We start from the raw sequence: 22,153 nt of genomic DNA on the forward strand, positions 1-22,153 counted from the left end.
AGGAGCCGTTCGCTTGTTGCATCTGCGTCTGCTCGTGCCCGCCGACCGTACCGACGAGGTCGTACGGACCGTCGAGCGCACCGTCGGCACGGCCCATCTCGCCGTCGTGCCCGGTGCCGCGCGCGATCCGCTGGGCGATCTCGTCATGTGCGACGTGGCGCGCGAGGCCGGCGACGAGCTGATCTCGGATCTGCGCGCCCTCGGGATCGACGACATCGGTTCGATCACCGTCGAGAACATCGATCTGACGCTCTCCCGGCGGGCGGAGGAGGCGGAGGAGGCCGCTCCGGGCGAGGGCGCCGACGCCGTGCTGTGGGAGCAGTTGGAGGATGTGACCCACGAGGAGTCCACGCTCTCCCTCACCTATCTCGCGTTCCTCTCCCTCGCGACGATGATCGCGGCCTGCGGTGTGGTGCTCGACAACGCGATCCTGATCGTGGGCGCGATGGCGGTCGGCCCGGAGTTCGGGCCGCTGGCCGGTGTCTGTACGGCGCTGGTGCAGCGCGCCCCGCGGCTGGCATGGCGCTCGCTGGTCGCGGTCGTCGGCGGTTTCGCGGTGGCGATGGTGCTGACGACGGCGTTCGGTCTGCTGATGGACGCCTTCGGGCTCTTCACCCGCTCCATGCTGGAGGCCGAACGCGCGAACACTTCCTTCATCTGGAATCCCGATCCGTTCTCGCTGGTCGTCGCCGTGCTCGCGGGCGTGGCCGGCATGCTCTCGCTGACCTCCTCACGGTCGGGCGCGCTGGTCGGAGTCGCCATCTCGGTGACGACCGTCCCTGCCGCCGCCAACGCGGCCGTCGCGCTCGGCTACGGCGACTTCGACCAGGTCTGGGGCTCCAGCAGCCAGCTCCTGCTGAATCTGGCGGGCATCCTGGTCGCGGGCACGCTCACGCTGGTCGCGCAGAAGGCACTGTGGGCACTGTCCCAGCGGCGACAGATACGGAGGCGCGGGCAGAGCGGGAGCCCCGGGCGCGTGGACCGTACTGGCCCTGGAGGTGTGGCCGCCGACACCGGAAGCACGCCTCCGGCCTGACGGAGAGCCGCGCGAAATCCCAGATGCGCCGAGCACCGTCTCATTGATACGTTCAACGGGCGCGGGCGGCTCTCGGATGTGCTTCCTTCTCTTTCACTGCAAATGAAACCCGAGTGCGTCAACCTTCCGCCCGCGCGTCTACTTCAACGCCGCGTCGTCCGTACGAGGAGTACGGGCGACGCGGCGTCTTACGCCGGGGGGACCGACGGATATGAGCACCACCACGCGCCCGGACGGTACGAGCGCCGATGACGCGGACGCAAACGCCTACGACGACAACGACACCGCGCGCGGCCTCGCCCTCGCGCTGCTGCTTCGCCGTGGGGCCGTGTATCTGCCCGCCGCCGGTGCCGTGCCCGTACCTGAGCGCGTACCCGACCCCGTACCGGAAAGCCTCGCGGGCGTCGCGCTGCTGGAGGCCGATCTCCTTGAGCGCGGCTGCCTCCTCTCCGCGCCGCTGCGCCAGGCGTTCGCCGCTCGGACTCCAGAGACGCTGGCCGCCGCCGGACGCGCGCTGCTCGCGGACATCGACGAGGCGCTCGGCTCCGACCGTGATCACACGCCTCTGTTCCGCCTCTTCCCGGACAGCACACCGCGCGATACGGGCAGGTACTTCGTCAACCGGGTGCTGACTCTGCTGTTCCAGTACCCGCACCAGCCGTGCGTCCTCTGCGGCACCGTCGGCACGGTCCACGCCGTCTCCCCGTGCGCGCATCTCGTCTGCCGGAGCTGCTTCGACGGTTCGGACTTCTCCGCCTGCCCCATCTGCAACCGGATCCTCGACGCCGACGACCCGTTCCTGCGGCCTTCCTCCCGGCCGCGTCTCACCTTCCGACGGCGCCAGGCGCTGCCGTCCCGGGTGCGGGTCCTCGCGTACGGAGGCGACTTCGCCGCGCGCGCCGAGGCCGCCGGCGACGAACTGCGCAGGCTCCTCGCCCGTACCGCCGCGCTCTCCGCGCAGGAGACGAACGACCTCGTCCTGTTCCTCGGCACCCGGGACCGCACCGAGCTGGACTGGCTGCCCGCGAGCCTTCCCGGCCGCGAGATCAAGGCGCGTGTCCTGGCCTGGCTGCTGCACACACCTGAGAACCGGGCCGCAGTACTGCCCGCCGTCACCGCCCGGCTGAACACGGCCACCGACATCCTGCGGCTGCTCGCCGTCCTGTCGGGCGGCGATCCCGGGCTGGTGGGCATGCCACGTATCGCACCCGTGCCACGCCCGGTGCGCCGTGCCCTGCTCGCCGCGCTCGACGCCCTCGACCCGGCGCTCGCCGTAGCCGACATGCGCCGGCACCGCCGCGCGTGGATCCGTGCGGCCCACGCGCTGCATCCCTTCGAGCACGCGGCCCGCTATCCGCGCGCCGCACTCGCCGTGGCGGCGCTGCGCGGGACCGGGCTGTCGGACGACCGCCTCGGCGCCGCCCTGCGTACGGCGGCGGAAGCGACCGGCAGCGTCGAGCTGTCCGACGCGAAGGGCACGGAGGGCACGGAGGGCACAAAAGTCACCGTGAACGCCTGGGGCCGCCGTGTCGAGATCGCTCTCGCCGACCGCGACATCCCTGCCGCCACCGCTCTGCTCGACCAGCGGCCGGGCGAACTGCTGCGTCGGCTCGACCATCTGCTGCGGCTGGCCGGGCCCGACGGCGGCGTGGTCGTGGACGCGCTCGCCGCCGCGCTGCCGCGCGTCTCCCCGGCCGTGCTGCTCTCCGCGCTCGGCGCGGTACGCAGCCGTCGCCGGCCCGACGATCTCCTGCGCGTCTTCTTCCCGAAGGGCGGCAACGCGCGGGTGTACGTGAGCGAGGACACCCGCGCGCCGCTGCCCGCCGGCCCGGCCGAGGACGCCGTCCGCGCGCTCACCGCCGAGGTGGTACGACGTGCTGCCGCACAGGGCCCGGTCGGTCTGGCCGTCGTGGACGCCGGGCTGGACGGGATGATCGCGCCGTTCACGGAACGGACCGCGTCCCGGGCACTGGTGACGCTCCCGCGCGGCAGCGAACTGCCTCTGCCGGACACGTACACGGACACGGACGCACACAACGGCCCGGACAAAGACATCAGCGGAAGCAGCACCGGTCCGGCCACGCGAACCCTGCGGCTGTTCCTCCACTGGATGGAGAGCGAGACCTCGGGCACTACCGACCTGGACCTCTCCCTCGCCCTGTTCAACGAGCAGTGGGAGCACATCGGCACCTGCGACTACACCAAGCTGCGCTTCGCCGGCACCGGAGCCGCGCACTCCGGCGATCTGACAAGCGCTCCGGCACCGCGAGGCGCGAGCGAGTTCATCGATCTGAACCTCGCCCGGCTGGAGAAGGCCGGTGCGCGGTACGCGGTCGCGCTCTGCTTCTCGTACAACAACGTGCCGTTCACCGAACTCGCCGAGGCCTTCGCCGGTTTCATGGTCCGGAACGAACCGCCCGGCCACGGCAAGATCTTCGATCCGCGTACGGTCGAGCAGCGCTTCGATCTGACCGGTACGTCCCGGGCGTGTGTTCCGCTGCTGGTGGACATACCGGCGCGGACGATGCGCTGGCTGGATGTCGTCCAGGGTGTGTCCGGCACCAACCACGCCGTACACCGGCATGTGGACAGGCTGGCGCTGCTCGGCCGCAGTCTGAACGACCTGTTCGCGTCAGGCGCGCGCGTCGGCCTCGGCGAACTGGCGGTCTGGCAGGCGGCGGCGCGGGCGACCACGGTCGTCGTCCGTCACACCGACGGTTCGGCGAGTACGTACCGCAGGCGCGAGGGCGAGGACGGCCCGGCCTTCGCGGCCCGTATCGGGAGCCCCGACCAAGATCCCGTGAACGTCCAGGACCGGGACCGGGACGAGAACCAGGGCCAGGACCAGGACCAGGACCGGAACCAGGGCCTCGATCTGGCCGAGGCCGAGCTGGCCTTCCTCGTACGCGGAGACATCGCCCTGGCCGGCGGCTCCCAGGTGTACGCCCTGCACCCGGCCGAGCTGAACGCCGACGCGGTGCGTCTGCTGACGGCCACGGACGTGGTCAACGCTCTGGCCGTCACGTAGAACCTCGGGCAAAAGCAACAAAAGCAACGGGTGCGGGAGCGGCCAGGCCGCCCCGCACCCTCTCGACGGCAGTCGCCGGATCGTTCCTGCCGCCGACTTCAGCCCAGCGCCGGCCTCAGCCCAGCGCCGACTTCACCGCGTCCGCCAAGCGGCTCGCCACCGACCTCGCCTGGTCGATGTCCGGCGCCTCGACCATGACCCGTACCAGCGGCTCCGTACCCGAAGGACGGAGCAGAACACGGCCCGTGGTGCCCAGTTCGGACTCCGCCTCCGAGACTGCCGCCGCCAGCTCCGCCGAGGTGTGCACCCGCGATTTGTCGACATCGGGCACATTGACCAGCACCTGCGGCAGCCGCCGCATCACGCCCGCGAGCTCCGCCAGCGTACGGCCGGTCGCCGCGACCCGGGCCGCCAGCAGCAGTCCGGTCAGCGTGCCGTCGCCGGTCGTCGCATGGTCGAGGACGATGACATGGCCCGACTGCTCGCCGCCGAGCGCGTAGCCGTGCTCCTTCATCGACTCCAGTACATACCGGTCGCCGACTGCCGTCTCCACGAGATGGATGCCCTCGCGCTCCATCGCGATCTTGAAGCCGAGGTTGGCCATCACCGTGCCGACCACCGCGTTTCCGCGCAGCGTGCCCGCCTCGCGCATCGCCAGGGCCAGCACCGCGAGGATCTGGTCGCCGTCGACCTCCTCGCCCGCCGCGTCCACCGCGAGACAGCGGTCCGCGTCACCGTCGTGCGCGATGCCGAAGTGCGCGCCGTGCTCCACGACCGCGGTCTTGAGCTGTGTGAGATGCGTGGAGCCGCAGCCGTCGTTGATGTTCAGCCCGTCCGGCTCCGCGCCGATCGTGATCACCTCGGCGCCGGCCCGGGCGAAGGCCTCGGGCGAGACGCGCGCCGCCGCGCCGTGCGCCTCGTCGAGGACGACCTTGAGCCCGTCGAGCCGGTTCGGCAGCACCCCGATGAGATGCGCCACATACCGGTCGAAGCCCTCGTCGTACGTACGGACCCGGCCCACGCCCGCGCCCGTCGGCCGCTCCCACGGCGCGCCGGTGCGGTGCTGTTCGTACAGCGTCTCGATCCGGTCCTCCAGCTCGTCCGCGAGCTTGTGCCCGCCGCGCGCGAAGAACTTGACGCCGTTGTCCGGCATGGCGTTGTGGCTCGCGGACAGCATCACGCCGAGGTCGGCGCCCAACGCGCCGGTGAGATACGCCACCGCCGGGGTGGGCAGCACACCGACGAGCAGGACGTCCACACCCGCGCTCGCGAGTCCGGCCACGACCGCGGCCTCAAGGAACTCGCCGGACGCACGCGGATCACGCCCGACCACCGCCGTGGGCCGATGCCCGTCGAACGTCCCCACCTCGGCGAGCACATGTGCCGCCGCGACCGACAGACCGAGCGCCAGCTCCGCCGTCAGATCGGCGTTGGCGACACCGCGCACGCCGTCCGTACCGAAGAGTCGTCCCACAGCTCTCCCTCCGAGAACACTCCGAGCCGTCACCGCTCCGAGCGAAAATGCTCCGAAAATGCAAACGTATTAAGCGCTTGATGCTGTTATACGCCCGAGATCACCAAGAAAACGAACGCCCCGGCGGCACGGAGTGCCGCCGGGGCGAACGAATGCCGTAGAGGCGTAATGCCTGGACCGGCCAGCGAGCGATTAGCGCTTGCTGTACTGCGGGGCCTTACGGGCCTTCTTGAGACCGGCCTTCTTGCGCTCGACGGCGCGGTCGTCGCGGCTCAGGAAGCCGGCCTTCTTCAGCGGGGCGCGGTTGTTGTCCACGTCCGCCTCGTTCAGCGCGCGGGCCACGCCGAGGCGCAGCGCGCCGGCCTGGCCGGAGACGCCGCCGCCGGAGATACGGGCGATGACGTCGTAGCGGTTGTCCAGTTCGAGCACCTTGAAGGGCTCGTTGACTTCCTGCTGGTGCACCTTGTTGGGGAAGTAGTCCTCAAGGGTGCGACCGTTGATCTTCCACTTTCCGCTGCCCGGGACGATCCGGACGCGGGCGATGGCGTTCTTGCGACGGCCCAGGCCGGCGGCCGGCTGCGGGTCGCCGAAGCGGGATGCCAGGGACTCGGAGGTGTACTCGCCCTCGACGGGGACCTCCGACTCGAAGGTCGTCACCGCGTCGAAGGTCTCTTCGGCCTCGGCGCCTTCGACGGGGTTCTCAACAGTGGTCTCGGCCACGATGCTCCTCAGATTTCTTTTCGTCTTAGGGGGTGGCCGGAACTACTGCGCGACCTGGGTGATCTCGAACGGGACCGGCTGCTGAGCGCTGTGCGGGTGCTGGTCGCCCGCGTAGATCTTCAGCTTCGAGAGCATCTGACGGCCCAGGGTGTTCTTGGGGAGCATGCCCTTGACGGCCTTCTCGACAGCCTTCTCGGGGCTCTTGGCGAGCAGCTCGTCATAGCGGACGGAACGCAGACCGCCCGGGTAGCCGGAGTGGCGGTACGCCATCTTCTGGGTCCGCTTGTTGCCGGACAGGTGCACCTTCTCCGCGTTGATGATGATGACGAAGTCACCGGTGTCGACGTGGGGCGCGTAGATGGGCTTGTGCTTGCCCCGGAGAAGGGTGGCGGCGGTGGTCGCCAGACGGCCCAGGACGATGTCCTGCGCGTCGATGATGTGCCACTGGCGCGTCACATCGCCGGGCTTGGGGCTGTACGTACGCACGGTCGTAGCCTTCGCTTCTTCAGTGATGGGGTCTCCCCGGGCCCGCTAGGGCCGAGGGGACGGGTCCTGTACAAGGCCACCCGGACGATGCACGACAGCCTTGGCGGGCATACGGGGACGCAACCCGCTGCCTGCCGCTGGTCATCGGCCCGGTGGACCGGCGTAAGGGCCCCTCGCGTGAGAACGACCAAGCCAATACGCATAACGAACCAGAAGGATACCGTTGGTGCGCCGTACGGGTCAAAACGGCGGGTGCGGTGCGGGGGCCGCGGGGTGCGGTGCGGGTGCGGGTGCGGGCGGTGGCGCCTGCGGCGGGCGTTCCCCTACCCGCCCCTTCCCGAACTGGAGGCTCCGCCCCCAGACCCCCGGTCCTCAAACGCCGGACGGGCTGGATCGGGAACCGGGGCTTCGCCCCGAGGCCCCTGGCGGCGCTCGCCGCCGGGCGGAAAAATCCAGCCCGTCCGGCGATTGAGGACCGGGGTCCGGGGCAGCGCCCCGGTTTCGGGAAGGGGCGGGTAGGGGACGCTCGCCGCAGGCGCCCCCACTGCCCGCGCAGCGGCTACCGCGCCCGGATCACCCTGCGTTCGTCCCATACCGGTTCCGGCGTCTCCCGTACGACGCCGTCCGTGCCGAATACCAGGTAGCGGTCGAAGGAGCGCGCGAACCAGCGGTCGTGGGTGACCGCGAGCACCGTGCCCTCGTAGGCCTCCAGGCCCTCCTGAAGGGCCTCCGCCGACTCCAGGTCCAGGTTGTCCGTGGGCTCGTCCAAGAGCAGGGCCGTCGTGCCGCGCAGCTCCAGCAGCAGGATCTGGAAGCGCGCCTGCTGGCCGCCGGAGAGCTTCTCGAAGGGCTGGTCGCCCTGGCGCTCCAGCTCGTACCGGCGCAGCACGCTCATCGCGCCGCCGCGGTCCTTCGCGTGCTCCGTCCACAGGATGTCGACCAGTGTGCGTCCCAGCAGCTCCGGGTGGGCGTGGGTCTGTGCGAAATGTCCGGGCACCACGCGGGCGCCCAGCTTCCACGCTCCCTCGTGACGGACGTCCTCGCCGGCCAGCAGCCGCAGGAAGTGCGACTTGCCGGAGCCGTTCGAGCCGAGCACGGCCACCCGCTCGCCGTAGTAGATCTCCAGCGAGAACGGCTTCATCAGTCCGGTCAGCTCCAGGTTCTCGCAGGTCAGAGCACGTACGCCGGTGCGTCCGCCGCGCAGCCGCATGGTGATCTCCTGCTCGCGCGGCGGCTCCGGCGGCGGGCCCGCGTCCTCGAACTTCTTGAAGCGCGTCTGCATCGCCCGGTAGCGCGAGGCCATGTCCGGGCTGATCGCCGCCTGCTGCCGCAGCCGGTGGACCAGCGCCTTCAGCCGGGCGTGCTCCTCGTCCCAGCGCCGTTTCAGCTCCTCGAAGCGGGCGAAGCGCTCCTTGCGCGCCGCGTGGTACGTGGCGAAGCCGGCGCCGTGCACCCAGACGTCGGAGCCGGCCGGGCCGGGCTCCACACTCACGATCTTCTCGGCCGCCGTGGCCAGCAGCTCCCGGTCATGGGAAATGAAGAGAACCGTCTTGCGGGTCTCCTTCAGCTTCTCCTCCAGCCAGCGCTTGCCCGGTACGTCCAGATAGTTGTCCGGCTCATCCAGGAGCAGCACCTCGTCGGGCCCGCGCAGCAGCGCCTCCAGCACCAGCCGCTTCTGCTCGCCGCCGCTGAGCGTGCGCAGTTCGCGCCACTGCGCCTTCTCGTACGGGACGCCGAGCGCGGCCGTGGTGCACATGTCCCAGACGGTCTCGGCCTCGTAGCCGCGCGCCTCGGCCCAGTCGCTGAGCGCCTGCGCGTACCGCATCTGCGCGGCTTCGTCGTCCACCGTCATGATCCCGTGCTCGGCCTCGTCGACCGCGGTCGCCGCCTCGCGGATACGCGGCTGCGCGACCGAGACCAGCAGGTCACGGACCGTACGCTCGTCGCGCACCGAGCCCACGAACTGCGACATCACACCGAGTCCGCCGCTGACGGTCACCGTGCCGCCGTGCGGCTCCAGCTCTCCCGCGATCAGCCGCAGCAGTGTGGTCTTGCCCGCGCCGTTGGCGCCGACAAGGGCGACGACGGCTCCCTCGCCGACGCGGAACGAGGCGTCGCCGAGCAGCACCCGTCCGTCGGGGAGGTAGTACTCCAGGTGCGCGGCCTCAAGATGTCCCATGGTCCGCATTGTCGGGGCAGGCACCGCCGGAGCCCAATCCTTTTCCGCCGGTCCTTTCCGTCCCCTCTGTCCGCTTCTCCGTCCACCCTCCTCCGCTCTTCGCCCTCCGAGGCACAACGCCCTTGCGGGCGGCCTTAAACTGCGCGGCATGAGCTTTGGGCAAGGGGGACCCTGGGGCGGCCCCGGTTCACCCGGACAGGATCCGTACGGAACGCCCGGACCGGACCCGTACGGCACACAGACACCGGACTGGGCCGCGCTGGCGGACGCCTCCGCCGCGCGTGCGCGCCGTAAGCGCTGGCTGATGATCGGCGGTGGCGTACTCGCGACCACCGCGGTCGGCGCGATCGTGGCGACCGCGGTCGTCTCCATGAACAAGGGCGACGACCGGGCCTCGAAGACCAACGCCAGCGAGCTGCCCGCGCCTCCGGAACTGCCGACCGAGAGCGCGGCGCCGGAGCCGACCTTCTCCTCCGTCGATCCGCTGCCGCCGCCGGACCCGAAGGACTTCATCTCCAGCGCCGAGAAGGACAAGGCGCCGCTGAGCGCCGACACGCTCTTCCCCGGCGCGAAGCTGACCATGGGCGACCGCGTGTACCAGAAGGGCGCGACGACCCGTACGACCAACTGCGCCGCGGCGGCCCAGGGCGCCCTCGGCTCCATCCTCGCCGCCAACGGCTGCGACCAGGTCATCCGCGCCACCTACAGCAAGGACGGTGTGGCGGTGACCGTCGGTGTCGCGGTCTTCGAGCAGGAGACGCAGGCGCTCAAGGCCAAGGCCGAGGCGAAGGACGGTATCGCCTCGCTCTCCGGCGACGGTGTCCCGACCTTCTGCCGGGCTCCCTCGGTCTGCCGCAAGGTCACCAACTCCATAGGCAGGTACGTGTACTTCACGGTCAGCGGCTTCACCAGCGGCAAGGACGTCACCGAGTCCGACAAGGACGTCTACGCCACCGGTGACGATGTCGCGGAGTTCACGTTCCGTCAGATATTCGGCCGTGGCCGCACGCAGGCCTCGGCAGCGGCCACCGCGCCTGCGGCCTGACCCAGGCAGGACGCCCTCCTGACTCGGACAAGACACACAACGGGCACCAATCGCGCGCATCTTCGCATTCGCCCTTCACGCTCCACGCACAGCTGTCAGAATGTGGCTTTCGTCGGCCACAGCAGAGCGGGTACCGGGGGTGCACGGTCGGCCGGCGTGCCACAGAAGGCGCTGGGGGGATCCGGGCCGGGCAGGACGCGCGACGAGGCGTGCCCTGCCGCGCCCTGCTGTTCCGCCCGGTCCCGCGACACGAGGCGGACACCATATGACCGAGGCGATTCTTCTCGTCGGTGGCCAGGGAAGCCGGCTGCGCCCGCTGACCAGTCACACACCCAAGCCGCTGCTGCCCGTGGCCGGCGTCCCGTTCCTTGCTCATCAACTCGCGCGCGCCGCCGCGGCCGGAGTCACCCGGGTCATCTTCGCGACCTCGTATCTGGCCGAGCTGTTCGAGCCGTACTTCGGTGACGGCGCCCGGTTCGGCCTGCGGCTGGAGTACGAGACCGAGGCCGAGCCGCTGGGCACCGGCGGAGCGATCCGCAACGCGGCGCGGCGGCTGCGCTGCGGGCCCGACGAACCGGTGCTGGTGTTCAACGGCGACATCCTCTCCGGTCTGGACATCGCGGCCCTCCGGGAGGGCCACCGCGCCTCCGGAGCCGCCGTCACCCTGCATCTGACGCGGGTGCCCGATCCGCGCGCCTTCGGACTCGTGCCGACCGACGCGGACGGACGGGTGCTGGCCTTCCTGGAGAAGCCCGAGTCGCCGGAGCAGATCGTCACCGACCAGATCAACGCGGGCTGTTATGTCTTCACACGCTCCGTCATCGACCGGATCGCGGCGGGCCGCGTGGTGTCCGTGGAGCGTGAGACGTTCCCGGGCCTGCTCGCCTCCGGAGTCCCTGTGCGCGGTGTGGTGGACGACACGTACTGGCTCGATCTGGGCACTCCGGCGGCGTTTGTGAAGGGCTCCGCCGATCTCGTCCGCGGAATCGTCTCCTCGCCCGCCCTGCCGGGCCCGGTCGGCGACGCCCTCGTCCTGCCCGGCGCCCGAGTCCATCCGGGCGCGGCGCTCGGCGGCGGCACCGTCGTCGGCGAGGGCGCCGAGATCGCGGACGGTTCGGTGATCGAGGGCAGTGTCGTACTGCCGGGCGCCCGGATCGCCGCGGGCGCCCGCGTCCGCCGCAGTGTGATCGGCCGGTACGCCGTGGTCGGTACGGACTCGACGCTCGACGCGGTGGTCGTCGGCGACGGCGCCAAGGTCGGCGCGGGCAACGAACTGCCGTCCGGCATCCGCGTCGGCTGCGGAGTGACGCTCGCGCCGGAGGCCGTCAGGCTGTCCGCGGCGCCGACGCCGTGCGCCGCGCCCTCGCTCGCCGCGCTCTCCGGCGTGCCTCACATGCGGTCCGCGTAAAGGCGGTCCGCGTAAAGTCTGTGCGATCTGTGCGGTAACGGTGAGCATCAAGAAGGCGTGGGGCGGATGGCGGTCAAAGTCACTGTGGTGGTCCCGACGTACAACTCGGGACGCCACATCGAGCCATTGGTCGAGTCGATGCTGCGGCAGACACTGCCGAGCTCCGAGTTCGAGGTCCTCTTCGTGGACGACGGCTCGACCGACAGGACGCCCGAGCATCTGGAGGCCCTGGTCGCCGCCCACGACCACTTCCGTATGACGCGGATCCCCAACTCGGGCTGGCCGGGCAAGCCGCGCAATGTCGGCGTGGAGCAGGCGAACGGCGCGTACGTGCAGTTCGTGGACCATGACGACCGTATGGCGCCGGAGGCGCTGGAGCGGCTGTACGAGATGGGCCGGCGCAACGGCTCCGACATCGTGATCGGCAAGGTCGCCAGCAACTTCCGCAGCCGTGGCGTTCCGTACGGTCTGATGAGCCGGAGCCGCGAGAGCGCCACGGTGTGGAACGCGCCGCTCATCGACAGCCTCACACCGCACAAGATGTTCCGCACGGCGTTCCTGCGCGAGCACGGCATCGTGCATCCCGAAGGGCCGTGGATCCTGGAGGACCAGCTCTTCATGGTCCGCGCCTATCTCAAGGCGTCCGTCGTCTCCGTGCTCGGCGACTACGTCTGCTACACGTACTGGGCCCGCGAGGACGCCGAGAACGCGGGCACCGCGGCCATGGATCCGCGGTGGTACTACGGCAATCTGCGCCAGGTCATGGCGACGGTCGTCGAAGGCACCGAGCCGGGAGCCGAGCGCGACCGGCTGCTGCGCCGCTTCTACCGGGTGGAGATGCTGCACCGGCTCGGTGTGCCGCCGCGCGGGCTGCTGATCGATCCGCCGTTCCGCGACGATCCGTACGAGGCCGTGCGCGAGCTGGCCGAGGAGTTCATGACGGAGGGCGTGGAGCGCGGGCTGGCCGCCGTACAGCGCACCAGATCGGTCCTGCTCCGGGCGGACAGACGCGAGGATCTCACCGAGTTCACGCGTCGCCAGAGCGATCTGGTGGCGCGGTGCGCGGTCGGGCGGCCGGTCTGGAACCGCGACCGGTTCAAGGCCTCCTTCACCGCGCGTTTCGAAGGCGATCCGGGAGACGGCTCGGGGCTGCTGCTGGCCCGGCGCGGCGAGCGGTACTTCCTCGCGCCGGCCCTGACGGACGGTGTCCTCTCCGAGCCCGTCGAGGTGACCGACGAGCTGAAGAGCTTCAAGGCCGATGTACTGCTGCGGCACACGGAGACCGCGCATGTGTGGGTGATGCCGCGCGAGACGTCTCTCGTACTCGAAGAGGAGTCGGCACCCGAGAACACTGCGGGCGCTGCGGACGGCGCCGTGCTCGTCCGTCCCGTCGTACGCGGCACCTTCGCCGTGGATCCGCTCCGCGCCGCCGGCGGCGCACCGCTGGCCGAGGGCGCCTGGGAGGTGCGGATCCGGCTGATGGGCGCCGGATTCGACCGGTACGCGCGCCTCGGCGAGAGCACCGCGCCCGGCGAGGTGGATCTGCCCGCTCCGGAGATCCTCGGCCGCCGGGAGATCACCGCCGCGCTGGACGGCGACGGGCTGGCCCTGACCGTACGCGCGACCGACAAGGCGCCTCGCGCCCGTCCGCCGAAGATCAGCGTCGTCCTGCCCACGGCCGGTGTGGATCCGGCGGCCGTCGAGTCCACGCTCGCCTCGCTGACCGCTCAGACCTTGCCCGCCCGGGACATCGAGGTGATCCCGGTGGCACAGACACCGCCGGGCACCGAGCCGCGCAACGCGGGCGCGGACTCCGCCACCGGCTCGTATGTGATCTTCATGGAGCCCGGCGACCGTCTCACCGCGGACGCTCTGGAGCGTATGTACGCGTACGGCGTCGAGCACGACGCCGACATCGTCGCGGGCAAACCGGCCGCCAAGGGCAGACCCGTGCCGCGTGAGCTGTTCGTACGGGACCGGCCGCGGGCCACGCTCGCCAAGGATCCGCTGGCCGACAGCCTCACGCCCGACAAGCTCTTCGACCGCGCCTTCCTCGCCGAGCACGGACTCCGCTTCGCCGAGGGCCGGCCGCTGGCCGGTCAGGCGTTCACCGCCGAGGCGACGCTGCGGGCGGGCCGCACGGCCGTCCTGGGCAGCCGTGTCTGCTACCAGTACGGGCCGCCGCGCACAGGACAGCCGCCGGTGGCCCCGGCCGCGTTCTACGGCGCGCTGAGCGGGCTCCTGGAGCTCACCGACGGACTCACCGGGCCCGGAGCCACGCGGGACCGGCTGCACCGGCGCTGGCTGCGCGTGGAGATCCTGGACCGGCTGAGCGGCAAGCGGCTGCTCGATCTGGACGAGGACGCGCGGCGCGAGCTGTTCTACGAGATCCGCAAGGTCGTCGTGGACGGTATCTCCCGTACGGCCCTGGCGGGACTGCCCACCGCGCGCCGGCTGGCCGTCGGGCTGATCATCGACGACCGCCCGGACGATCTCATGGCACTCGCCCGCTGGGAGGCCACCGTCGGCTGCCGCGCCCGGCTGGACGCGCTCTCCTGGCAGGACGCCGGACGGCTCCGGATCGCCTTCACCACCGAACCACTCGCCGCCGAGGCTCCGTTGGGCCTCACCACCACGGGCGACGGCGAGCCGGCGCTCGTCCCGACCGGTCTCTCCGCCGCCCTGCGCGAGCGCTTCGCGCAGGAGCCGCTCACCGGCGGCGCCCTGCCCGAGAAGGCCTCCGCCGTGCTCGTCCTGCGCGAGCGCGCGGGCGGCGCCGAACACCGGCTGCCGACCGATCTCACCGTCCGCCATGAGGACGGCACCCTGAGTGTCACCGGGACCGCGCTGCTCGATCCCGCCACCGCCGTGGACGGCTCACCGCTCAAGGACGGCGTCTGGGATCTGTACGTACGGCTCACCGCGCTCGGCTGGACGAAGACCGCCCGGCTCGGCGCGCTGCGCGGCCCGGACGTCCCGGAGCGGCTGAAGCCCGTACCGCACCCGACCGCGCCGGACCGCCGTATCACGCCGTACTGGACCAATCCGCAGACGGATCTGTCCCTGCGCGTAGCCGTCGCCAAGCCGCCCAAGCCGTCCGAGCCCAAGAAGCCGGGCCTGCTGCGAAGGACGGCCCGCCGCCTGCGCCGCGGCTAGGTCCTGTCCGGTCGGTCCGCGATCAGCAGCAGACCGAACCGCCGCCCAGCGTCCGCTTGTTGCGTGCCTCCCGGCTGCGGGAGGCCAGCAACGCGTCGGCCGGATAGCCGACTTCCTCCAGCGTGAGCCCGTGCGGCCGTACGACATGTACCGCCGAGTCCCGCACTCCCGCCGCCAGCACCTTCGCCGGCCACTCCACGGGCCGGTGTCCGTCGCCCACGAACAGCAGCGCGCCCACCAGCGAACGCACCATGTTGTGGCAGAAGGCATCGGCCCGTACGGTCGCGGTGATCACGCTGTGCGCGTCCCGCTCCCAGTCCAGCCGCTGGAGCGTACGGATGGTCGTCGCGCCCTCGCGCTTCTTGCAGTACGCCGCGAAGTCGTGCTCGCCGAGCAGCCCGGCCGACGCCGCGTTCATCGCCTCGACGTCCAACGGCCAGTCGTGCCAGAGCACATGACCGCGCAGCAGCGGATCGACACCGCCGGGATGGTCCACCACGCGGTACGCGTACCGCCGCCAGAGCGCGGAGAAGCGCGCGTTGAAGCCGGCCGGCGCCTCCGCGACCTGCCAGACCCGTACATCATGGGCCAGCCGCCCGGCGAGCCGCCGCAGCAGCCGCTCCCGGTGCTCGGCCCACACGGGCTCCGGCAGATCGACATGCGCGACCTGTCCGCGCGCGTGCACGCCCGCGTCCGTACGCCCGGCGACGGTCAGCTCGTATGTCCGGGCCGACCGTGTCACCGTACGCAGCGCGTCCTCGATGTCGCCCTGGACGGTGCGCCGGTTCGCCTGCTTCGCCCAGCCGGAGAAGTCCTTGCCGTCGTACGAGAGATCCAGCCGCACCCGTACGAAACCGGGCGCCGCGCCCTCGATGTCCTCGTTCACCTGCCGCTCCCTTCACAGCCGAACGGGCCCGCCCCCGTGAGGGAGCGAGCCCGTCCGTCAGCCGTTGTCCGTACGCTCAGGCGTCCTTGGACTCGGCCTCGTCGGCCTTGGCCTCGGCGTCGGCCGGCTTGGCGTCCTCGACGGTCTCGGCCGGAGCCTCGTCCTTCTTGAGGGCGTCCTCCTTGACCGCGCGCTTGGTCGCGGCCTCGGCCTCACCGGTCGCCTGCTGCGCCACGGTCAGCGCCTCGACCAGCTCGATGACCGCCATCGGGGCGTTGTCGCCACGACGGTTGCCGATCTTGGTGATACGGGTGTAGCCACCGGGGCGGTTCTCGTACCGCGGCGCGATCTCGGTGAAGAGCGTGTGGACGACGCCCTTGTCCGTGATCGACTGAAGAACCAGACGACGGTTGTGGATGTCGCCCTTCTTCGCCTTGGTGATGAAACGCTCCGCGACCGGACGCAGGCGGCGGGCCTTGGCCTCGGTCGTGGTGATGCGGCCGTGCTCGAAGAGCGACTTCGCGAGGTTCGCGAGAAGAAGCTTCTCGTGCGCTGCGCTGCCGCCCAGACGGGCGCCCTTGGCGGGCTTCGGCATGGTGTGTCTCCTTGTGTCTGCACCGGCCGTATCAGGTACCGGTGTCAGTTACCGACGGACTGCTGCCCGCCGGAAGCGTTCACATTCAAGCCCAGGGGCTCAGTACTGCTCGGTCTCCACGAAGCCGGCATCCGCGTCGTCGTCCGCGCCGAACGCGTCCGCCGCGGCCGTCGGGTCGAATCCGGGCGGGCTGTCCTTGAGCGCCAGGCCCATGCCCGCGAGCTTCGCCTTGACCTCGTCGATCGACTTCGCACCGAAGTTACGGATGTCGAGCAGATCGGCCTCGGAGCGCGCCACCAGCTCACCCACGGAGTGGATGCCCTCGCGCTTGAGGCAGTTGTACGACCGAACGGTGAGCTCCAGCTCCTCGATCGGCAGGGCGAGATCGGCGGCGAGCGCGGCGTCCGTGGGCGACGGGCCCATGTCGATGCCCTCGGCGTCGATGTTCAGCTCGCGCGCCAGACCGAACAGCTCGACCAGCGTCTTGCCCGCGGACGCCATGGCGTCACGCGGTCGCATGGCCTGCTTGGTCTCGACATCGACGATCAGCTTGTCGAAGTCGGTGCGCTGCTCGACTCGGGTCGCCTCGACCTTGTAGGTGACCTTGAGCACGGGCGAGTAGATCGAGTCGACCGGAATACGGCCGATCTCCTGGCCCACCTGCTTGTTCTGCACGGCGGAGACATAGCCGCGACCGCGCTCGACGGTCAGCTCCATCTCCAGCTTGCCCTTGCCGTTCAGCGTCGCCAGTACGAGGTCCGGGTTGTGGACCTCGACGCCGGCCGGCGGCGCGATGTCGGCGGCGGTCACCAGGCCGGGGCCCTGCTTGCGCAGATACATCACGACCGGCTCGTCGTGCTCCGAGGAGACGACGAGCTGCTTGATGTTGAGGATGAGGTCGGTGACGTCCTCCTTGACGCCCGGCACGGTGGTGAACTCGTGCAGGACACCGTCGATCCGGATGCTGGTGACAGCGGCGCCCGGGATCGAGGAGAGAAGCGTACGGCGGAGCGAGTTGCCGAGCGTGTAGCCGAAGCCCGGCTCCAGCGGCTCGATGACGAACCGCGAACGGTATTCGTCGACGACCTCTTCGGTCAGCGACGGACGCTGAGCGATAAGCATGCGTGAAATCCTTCAGTTGGGGACGCCCGCTATTTGACGTCCTTCGGTACTGCTCAGTTTTCGGTACTGCTCCGTTCAAGAGTACGGGCGGCACGGCACGAAAGCGCCGAGCCGCCCATACCGCACATCAGCCTCAGATGCGACAAGCGCATCTGCGGTCAGACGCGCCTCCGCTTGGGCGGGCGGCAGCCGTTGTGCGGGGTGGGAGTGACGTCCTGGATCGAACCCACCTCAAGCCCGGTGGCCTGGAGCGAGCGGATCGCGGTCTCACGGCCGGAGCCGGGGCCCTTGACGAAGACGTCGACCTTGCGCATGCCGTGCTCCTGCGCGCGGCGGGCGGCCGACTCGGCGGCCATCTGCGCGGCGAAGGGCGTGGACTTGCGCGAGCCCTTGAAGCCGACATGGCCGGCGGAGGCCCAGGAGATCACATTGCCCGAAGGGTCCGTGATCGAGACGATCGTGTTGTTGAACGTGCTCTTGATGTGGGCGTGCCCATGAGCGACGTTCTTCTTTTCCTTGCGGCGCACCTTCTTGGCTGCGCCCTGTCGGCCCTTAGGAGGCATGTTTTGACTTCCTGCGAGGAGGTGATCGGTCCTACAGCGAAGACCGCTGATGAGCGTCCGCTGAGGACTACTTCTTGCCCGGCTTCTTCTTGCCGGCGATGGCGCGACGCGGGCCCTTGCGGGTACGGGCGTTCGTGCTGGTGCGCTGACCGTGCACCGGCAGGCCACGGCGGTGACGCAGACCCTGGTAGCAGCCGATCTCGACCTTGCGGCGGATGTCGGCGGCGATCTCGCGACGGAGGTCACCCTCGGTCTTGAGGTTGGCGTCCACGTACTCGCGGATCTTGACGAGGTCTTCCTCGGCGAGATCACGGACGCGGACGTTCGGGTCGACGCCGGTGGCGGCGAGCGTCTCCTTGGACCGGGTGCGCCCGATACCGAAGACATAGGTGAGGGCGACCTCGACGCGCTTTTCGCGCGGAAGGTCAACGCCTGCGAGGCGTGCCATTCATGGCTCCTGTTGATGTTCGGAGGTCTTCCGCAGTGACTCTCCCGGCCGTCGGCGCCTCGTCTGTACGAGAGACGCCCGGTCCGGGTCCCCGGCCTCCGCCGGAGGTGTCGGTCGCCCGCGTACGGGAACCGGACACTGCGTAATTACGATTTTGCTCGCGTCGCGCGAAGTACTGCGAGAGGCAGGCGGTCGTGCGTCAGCCCTGGCGCTGCTTGTGGCGCAGGTTGTCGCAGATGACCATGACCCGGCCGTGACGGCGGATCACCTTGCACTTGTCGCAGATCTTCTTGACGCTCGGCTTGACCTTCATGGGATTGAGGTTCTCCGGGTCAGTGCTGACAGCCCGTGCACACGGTGTCCGGGATGCTCAGCAAGATCTACTTGTATCGGTAGACGATCCGGCCACGCGTCAGGTCGTACGGAGACAGCTCCACCACGACCCGGTCATCGGGAAGGATCCGGATGTAGTGCATCCGCATCTTGCCGCTGATGTGCGCGAGGACCTTGTGACCGTTCTGGAGCTCCACCTTGAACATGGCGTTCGGGAGGGACTCGATCACGGTGCCCTCAATTTCGATGGCACCTTGCTTCTTGGCCACGCTTCGCCCTTCGAATCGGCTACCTTGATCAACTCCGACAGCCATGCAGTCGCAACAGTTGCTAGACGTAGCAACCGCATACGGACACACGGGTACACCAGAGCCGACGCGTCAGTCTACGGCAGCACACCCGGAAAGACGAATCCGTGAAGTTTGCCCGCCCTGGAGATCCTTAAGCGAACCGGACCGTCCGATGCCCTGGCTCCGGGGCCTGTCCGTCGGGCCGGGCGCTCAAGCCAGGCGCTCAGGCCAGCGGATCGGGCGCCGCCGTGATGCCCAGCTCCGCCAGCTTCGCCCGGCCGCAGTCCGGCGAGGTCAGCACCAGCGGGCCCTGCTCGGTGAGGGCCACCGAGTGCTCCCAGTGGGCGGACCAGGTGCCGTCCGTCGTGATGACCGTCCACTCGTCCGCCAGCACCTCGGTGTGCGGCGTACCGAGCGAGACCATCGGCTCGATCGCCAGACAGAAGCCGGGCACCAGCTTGGGGCCCTTGCCGCGCTTGCGGGAGACATAGTTCAGCAGATGCGGGTCCATATGCATCTGCGAGCCGATGCCATGGCCGCCGTACTCCTCGATGATCCCGTACTTGCCGCCGCCGGGACGGGGCTGGCGCCGGATGTACGTCTCGATCGCGCGCGACACGTCCACCAGTCTGCTGCCGTTGCGCATCGCCGCGATCCCGGCCCACATCGACTCCTCGGTCACCCGGGAGAGCTCGATGAGCTCCGGAGCGTGACCGGAGCCCACGAACACGGTGAAGGCCGCGTCGCCGTGCCAGCCGTCGATGATCGCGCCGGCGTCGACGGAGATGATGTCACCGTCCTTGAGCACGGTCTTGTCGTCCGGGATGCCATGGACGACGACCTCGTTGACCGAGGTGCAGATCGTCGCGGGGAAACCGCCGTACCCGAGGAAGTTCGACTTCGCCCCGTGCTCGGAGAGCACCTGACGGGCGACCTCGTCCAGATCCCTGGTGGTGGCGCCCGGCACGGCAGCCGCGCGGGTGGCCGCGTGCACGGCGGCGACGACCAGTCCCGCCTCGCGCATCTTCGCGATCTGCTCGGGAGTCTTGATCTCCACCATCGTTCTGCCTTCCACCCTGACTCCGGATCCGGACTCGTACCGATACGTTTCGTCTGACGGTGCCGCGCCCCGCACAACACCCGCTCAACACTACGGCCGTGGTGCCCGAGGGCCACCACGGCCGTACGCTTACCGCCTTCTTGCCACCGGCGAGACCGACCCGTGCCTAGGCGGCCTGGTCTCCCTGGAGTGCCCGCATCGCGCGCTCGGTCACCTCGGTGACCTTGCCCAGCGCGGAGATCGTGACCACCAGGCCCTGGGCCCGGAAGTAATCGATGATCGGCTCGGTCTGGGTGTGATAGACCTCCAGCCGCGTCCGCACCGTCTCCTCGGAGTCGTCGTCCCGCTGGTAGAGCTCGCCGCCGCAGTGGTCACAGACGCCCGGTACCTCCGGCGGGCTGTAGGTGACATGGAAGACATGCGCGCTCTCGTTGCGGCAGATACGCCGGCCGGCGATCCGCTTCACGACCTCGTCCTCGGGGACCTCCAGGTCCAGCACCGCGTCCAGCTTCAGTCCCTCGCGCTTGAGCGCTTCGTCCAGCGCCTCCGCCTGCGACACATTCCGCGGAAAACCGTCCAGCAGGAAGCCGTTCACGGCGTCCGGCTGGGACATGCGCTCCAGGGCCATCGCGATCGTCACCTCGTCGGGCACCAGATTCCCGGCGTCCATGAACGCCTTCGCCTGCTTGCCGAGCTCGGTGCCCTGGCTGATGTTGGCCCGGAAGAGGTCGCCCGTGGAGATGTGCGGTACCGAGAGGTTCTTGGCAAGGTACGCAGCCTGCGTTCCCTTGCCGGCACCGGGCGGTCCGACGAGGACGATTCGCATCAGCGGAGGAACCCTTCGTAGTTGCGCTGCTGAAGCTGGCTCTCGATCTGCTTCACGGTCTCCAGACCCACACCCACGATGATCAGGATGCTCGTCCCGCCGAACGGGAAGTTCTGGTTCGCGCCTCCGAAGCCCGCCAACGCCATCGTCGGGACAAGAGCGATCAGACCCAGGTACAGCGAGCCCGGCCAAGTGATCCTGTTGAGCACGTAACTCAGATACTCGGCGGTCGGGCGACCTGCCCGGATGCCCGGGATGAAGCCACCATACTTCTTCATGTTGTCCGCGACTTCTTCAGGGTTGAAGGAGATCGCCACGTAGAAGAAGGCGAAGAACACGATCAGCAGGAAGTACGTCGCGATGTAGTACGGATGGTCGCCCTTGACGAAGTGCGCCTCGATCCAGGTCTTCCATCCGGCCTGCGAGCTGGAGAACTGCGCGACCAGCGCCGGGATGTAGAGCAGCGACGAGGCGAAGATGACCGGGATCACACCGGCCTGGTTCACCTTGAGCGGGATGTAGGTCGACGTACCGCCGTAGGACCGGCGGCCGATCATGCGCTTCGCGTACTGAACGGGGATCCGGCGCTGCGCCTGTTCGACGAAGACGACCAGGCCCACCATCACGAAGCCGATCAGGATGACCGTGCCGAACTCGATCCAGCCCTTGGCGAGCGTGCCGCTCTGCTTGATGGCCCAGAGCGCGCCCGGGAAGCCGGCCGCGATCGAGATGAACATCAGGATGGACATGCCGTTGCCGATGCCGCGGTCGGTGATGAGCTCACCGAGCCACATGACGGCCGCGGTGCCCGCGGTCATGGTGATCACCATGGTGACGGTGACGAAGATCGACTGGTCGGGAACGATCTCCGAGGCGACCGGACAGCCGCTGAAGAGCGCACCGCTGCGCGCGGTGGCGACCAGACCGGTTCCCTGGAGGACGGCGAGGGCGACCGTCAGATAACGGGTGTACTGGGTGATCTTGGCCTGACCGGACTGGCCCTCCTTCTTGAGGGCCTCCAGCCTGGGGATCACCACGGTCAGCAGCTGAAGGATGATGCTCGCGGTGATGTACGGCATGATGCCGAGCGCGAAGATCGTGATCTGCAGCAGCGCCCCGCCACTGAACATGTTCACGAGGCCGAACAGGCTGTTATTGCCCTTCTGGGCCGCATCGACACAGGTCTGGACATTCTCGTAGCTGACACCTGGTACGGGGATGTGTGCCCCGAGCCGGTACAGCACGATGATGCCGAGCGTGAAGAGCAGCTTCTTGCGCAGGTCGGGCGTCTTGAACGCCCGGGCGAACGCGGTGAGCACGGTGCCTCCTGCGACCCCCGCGCTACTGCGTCAAGGGTGACGGTCTTGAGGATCGACGGATAAGGAACAAGCAACAATGCACGCCACCTTACCGGCGACTGTGCCCCCCTAGGAACGACCAACCGGGGATGCCTCGTGTGAGAGACATCCCCGGTCGGGTGTTCAGGCCATCGAGTTCT

The 22,153-nt window shown here is 69.5% G+C and carries 19 protein-coding genes; 5 read left to right on the plus strand and 14 right to left on the minus strand.

The window, feature by feature from the left end:
• The first annotated feature begins 13 nt into the window (after positions 1–13).
• Both ACFV6H_RS23345 and ACFV6H_RS23350 read left to right on the plus strand, forming a co-directional pair.
• Positions 14–1,036: a DUF389 domain-containing protein gene (locus ACFV6H_RS23345; RefSeq protein WP_385545248.1), complete on the plus strand. Its 1,023-nt coding sequence runs from the start codon at positions 14–16 to the stop codon at positions 1,034–1,036.
• Between the two features lie 211 nt (positions 1,037–1,247).
• Positions 1,248–4,064 carry an MXAN_6230/SCO0854 family RING domain-containing protein gene (locus ACFV6H_RS23350; RefSeq protein WP_385545251.1) on the plus strand — a complete coding sequence of 939 codons (2,817 nt, stop codon included), beginning with the start codon at positions 1,248–1,250 and terminating at the stop codon, positions 4,062–4,064.
• A gap of 115 nt (positions 4,065–4,179) precedes the next feature.
• On the opposite strand, the gene glmM is transcribed toward ACFV6H_RS23350, so the two are convergent.
• From glmM to ACFV6H_RS23370, 4 genes are all read right to left on the minus strand, one after another.
• Positions 4,180–5,538: a phosphoglucosamine mutase gene (gene glmM, locus ACFV6H_RS23355; RefSeq protein WP_384789868.1), complete on the minus strand. Its 1,359-nt coding sequence runs from the start codon at positions 5,536–5,538 to the stop codon at positions 4,180–4,182.
• Between the two features lie 192 nt (positions 5,539–5,730).
• A complete protein-coding gene (rpsI, locus tag ACFV6H_RS23360; protein WP_093590972.1) occupies positions 5,731–6,258 on the minus strand; it encodes a 30S ribosomal protein S9 in 528 nt (175 codons plus the stop codon).
• A gap of 42 nt (positions 6,259–6,300) precedes the next feature.
• The gene (rplM, locus tag ACFV6H_RS23365; protein WP_384986839.1) at positions 6,301–6,744 is read right to left on the minus strand and encodes a 50S ribosomal protein L13; all 444 of its coding nucleotides are present in this window, start codon (positions 6,742–6,744) and stop codon (positions 6,301–6,303) included.
• A gap of 559 nt (positions 6,745–7,303) precedes the next feature.
• Positions 7,304–8,923 (minus strand): ABC-F family ATP-binding cassette domain-containing protein, encoded by a 1,620-nt coding sequence (locus ACFV6H_RS23370; RefSeq protein WP_385545258.1) that lies wholly within the window; start codon positions 8,921–8,923, stop codon positions 7,304–7,306.
• Between the two features lie 148 nt (positions 8,924–9,071).
• Between ACFV6H_RS23370 and ACFV6H_RS23375 the strand changes: the two genes are divergently transcribed.
• The 3 genes from ACFV6H_RS23375 (at position 9,072) to ACFV6H_RS23385 (ending at position 14,532) form a co-directional block, all read left to right on the plus strand.
• On the plus strand, positions 9,072–9,968 hold the full coding sequence (locus tag ACFV6H_RS23375) for a hypothetical protein (RefSeq protein WP_385545260.1): 897 nt from the start codon (positions 9,072–9,074) through the stop codon (positions 9,966–9,968).
• 265 nt (positions 9,969–10,233) lie between these two features.
• The gene (locus tag ACFV6H_RS23380) at positions 10,234–11,376 is read left to right on the plus strand and encodes a sugar phosphate nucleotidyltransferase (protein ID WP_385545263.1); all 1,143 of its coding nucleotides are present in this window, start codon (positions 10,234–10,236) and stop codon (positions 11,374–11,376) included.
• A gap of 66 nt (positions 11,377–11,442) precedes the next feature.
• Positions 11,443–14,532 carry a glycosyltransferase family 2 protein gene (locus tag ACFV6H_RS23385; RefSeq protein ID WP_385545267.1) on the plus strand — a complete coding sequence of 1,030 codons (3,090 nt, stop codon included), beginning with the start codon at positions 11,443–11,445 and terminating at the stop codon, positions 14,530–14,532.
• Positions 14,533–14,554: 22 nt separating this feature from the next.
• On the opposite strand, the gene truA is transcribed toward ACFV6H_RS23385, so the two are convergent.
• The 10 genes from truA to secY all read right to left on the minus strand — a co-directional run bounded on the left by truA (position 14,555) and on the right by secY (position 21,974).
• A complete protein-coding gene (truA, locus tag ACFV6H_RS23390; RefSeq protein ID WP_385545270.1) occupies positions 14,555–15,418 on the minus strand; it encodes a tRNA pseudouridine(38-40) synthase TruA in 864 nt (287 codons plus the stop codon).
• A 76-nt stretch (positions 15,419–15,494) separates the two neighbouring features.
• A complete protein-coding gene (rplQ, locus tag ACFV6H_RS23395) occupies positions 15,495–16,013 on the minus strand; it encodes a 50S ribosomal protein L17 (RefSeq protein ID WP_093594192.1) in 519 nt (172 codons plus the stop codon).
• 99 nt (positions 16,014–16,112) lie between these two features.
• A complete protein-coding gene (locus ACFV6H_RS23400; protein ID WP_003956430.1) occupies positions 16,113–17,135 on the minus strand; it encodes a DNA-directed RNA polymerase subunit alpha in 1,023 nt (340 codons plus the stop codon).
• Between the two features lie 158 nt (positions 17,136–17,293).
• Positions 17,294–17,698 (minus strand): 30S ribosomal protein S11, encoded by a 405-nt coding sequence (gene rpsK / locus ACFV6H_RS23405; protein ID WP_003956432.1) that lies wholly within the window; start codon positions 17,696–17,698, stop codon positions 17,294–17,296.
• 67 nt (positions 17,699–17,765) lie between these two features.
• Positions 17,766–18,146: a 30S ribosomal protein S13 gene (gene rpsM, locus ACFV6H_RS23410; RefSeq protein WP_046504684.1), complete on the minus strand. Its 381-nt coding sequence runs from the start codon at positions 18,144–18,146 to the stop codon at positions 17,766–17,768.
• Positions 18,147–18,345: 199 nt separating this feature from the next.
• Complete coding sequence (rpmJ, locus tag ACFV6H_RS23415) at positions 18,346–18,459, minus strand: 50S ribosomal protein L36 (RefSeq protein ID WP_003956441.1); 114 nt, start codon at positions 18,457–18,459, stop codon at positions 18,346–18,348.
• A gap of 67 nt (positions 18,460–18,526) precedes the next feature.
• On the minus strand, positions 18,527–18,748 hold the full coding sequence (infA, locus tag ACFV6H_RS23420) for a translation initiation factor IF-1 (protein ID WP_003956442.1): 222 nt from the start codon (positions 18,746–18,748) through the stop codon (positions 18,527–18,529).
• A 244-nt stretch (positions 18,749–18,992) separates the two neighbouring features.
• Positions 18,993–19,829 (minus strand): type I methionyl aminopeptidase, encoded by an 837-nt coding sequence (gene map, locus ACFV6H_RS23425; protein WP_093594195.1) that lies wholly within the window; start codon positions 19,827–19,829, stop codon positions 18,993–18,995.
• 166 nt (positions 19,830–19,995) lie between these two features.
• A complete protein-coding gene (locus ACFV6H_RS23430) occupies positions 19,996–20,655 on the minus strand; it encodes an adenylate kinase (RefSeq protein WP_385545276.1) in 660 nt (219 codons plus the stop codon).
• Complete coding sequence (gene secY, locus ACFV6H_RS23435; protein ID WP_066943587.1) at positions 20,655–21,974, minus strand: preprotein translocase subunit SecY; 1,320 nt, start codon at positions 21,972–21,974, stop codon at positions 20,655–20,657. Before secY ends, ACFV6H_RS23430 begins: the two co-directional genes overlap by 1 nt.
• Between the last annotated feature and the right edge of the window lie 179 nt (positions 21,975–22,153).

Origin of the sequence: Streptomyces sp. NPDC059743, from assembly GCF_042732975.1 — a bacterium.
Taxonomy (GTDB): Bacteria; Actinomycetota; Actinomycetes; order Streptomycetales; family Streptomycetaceae; genus Streptomyces.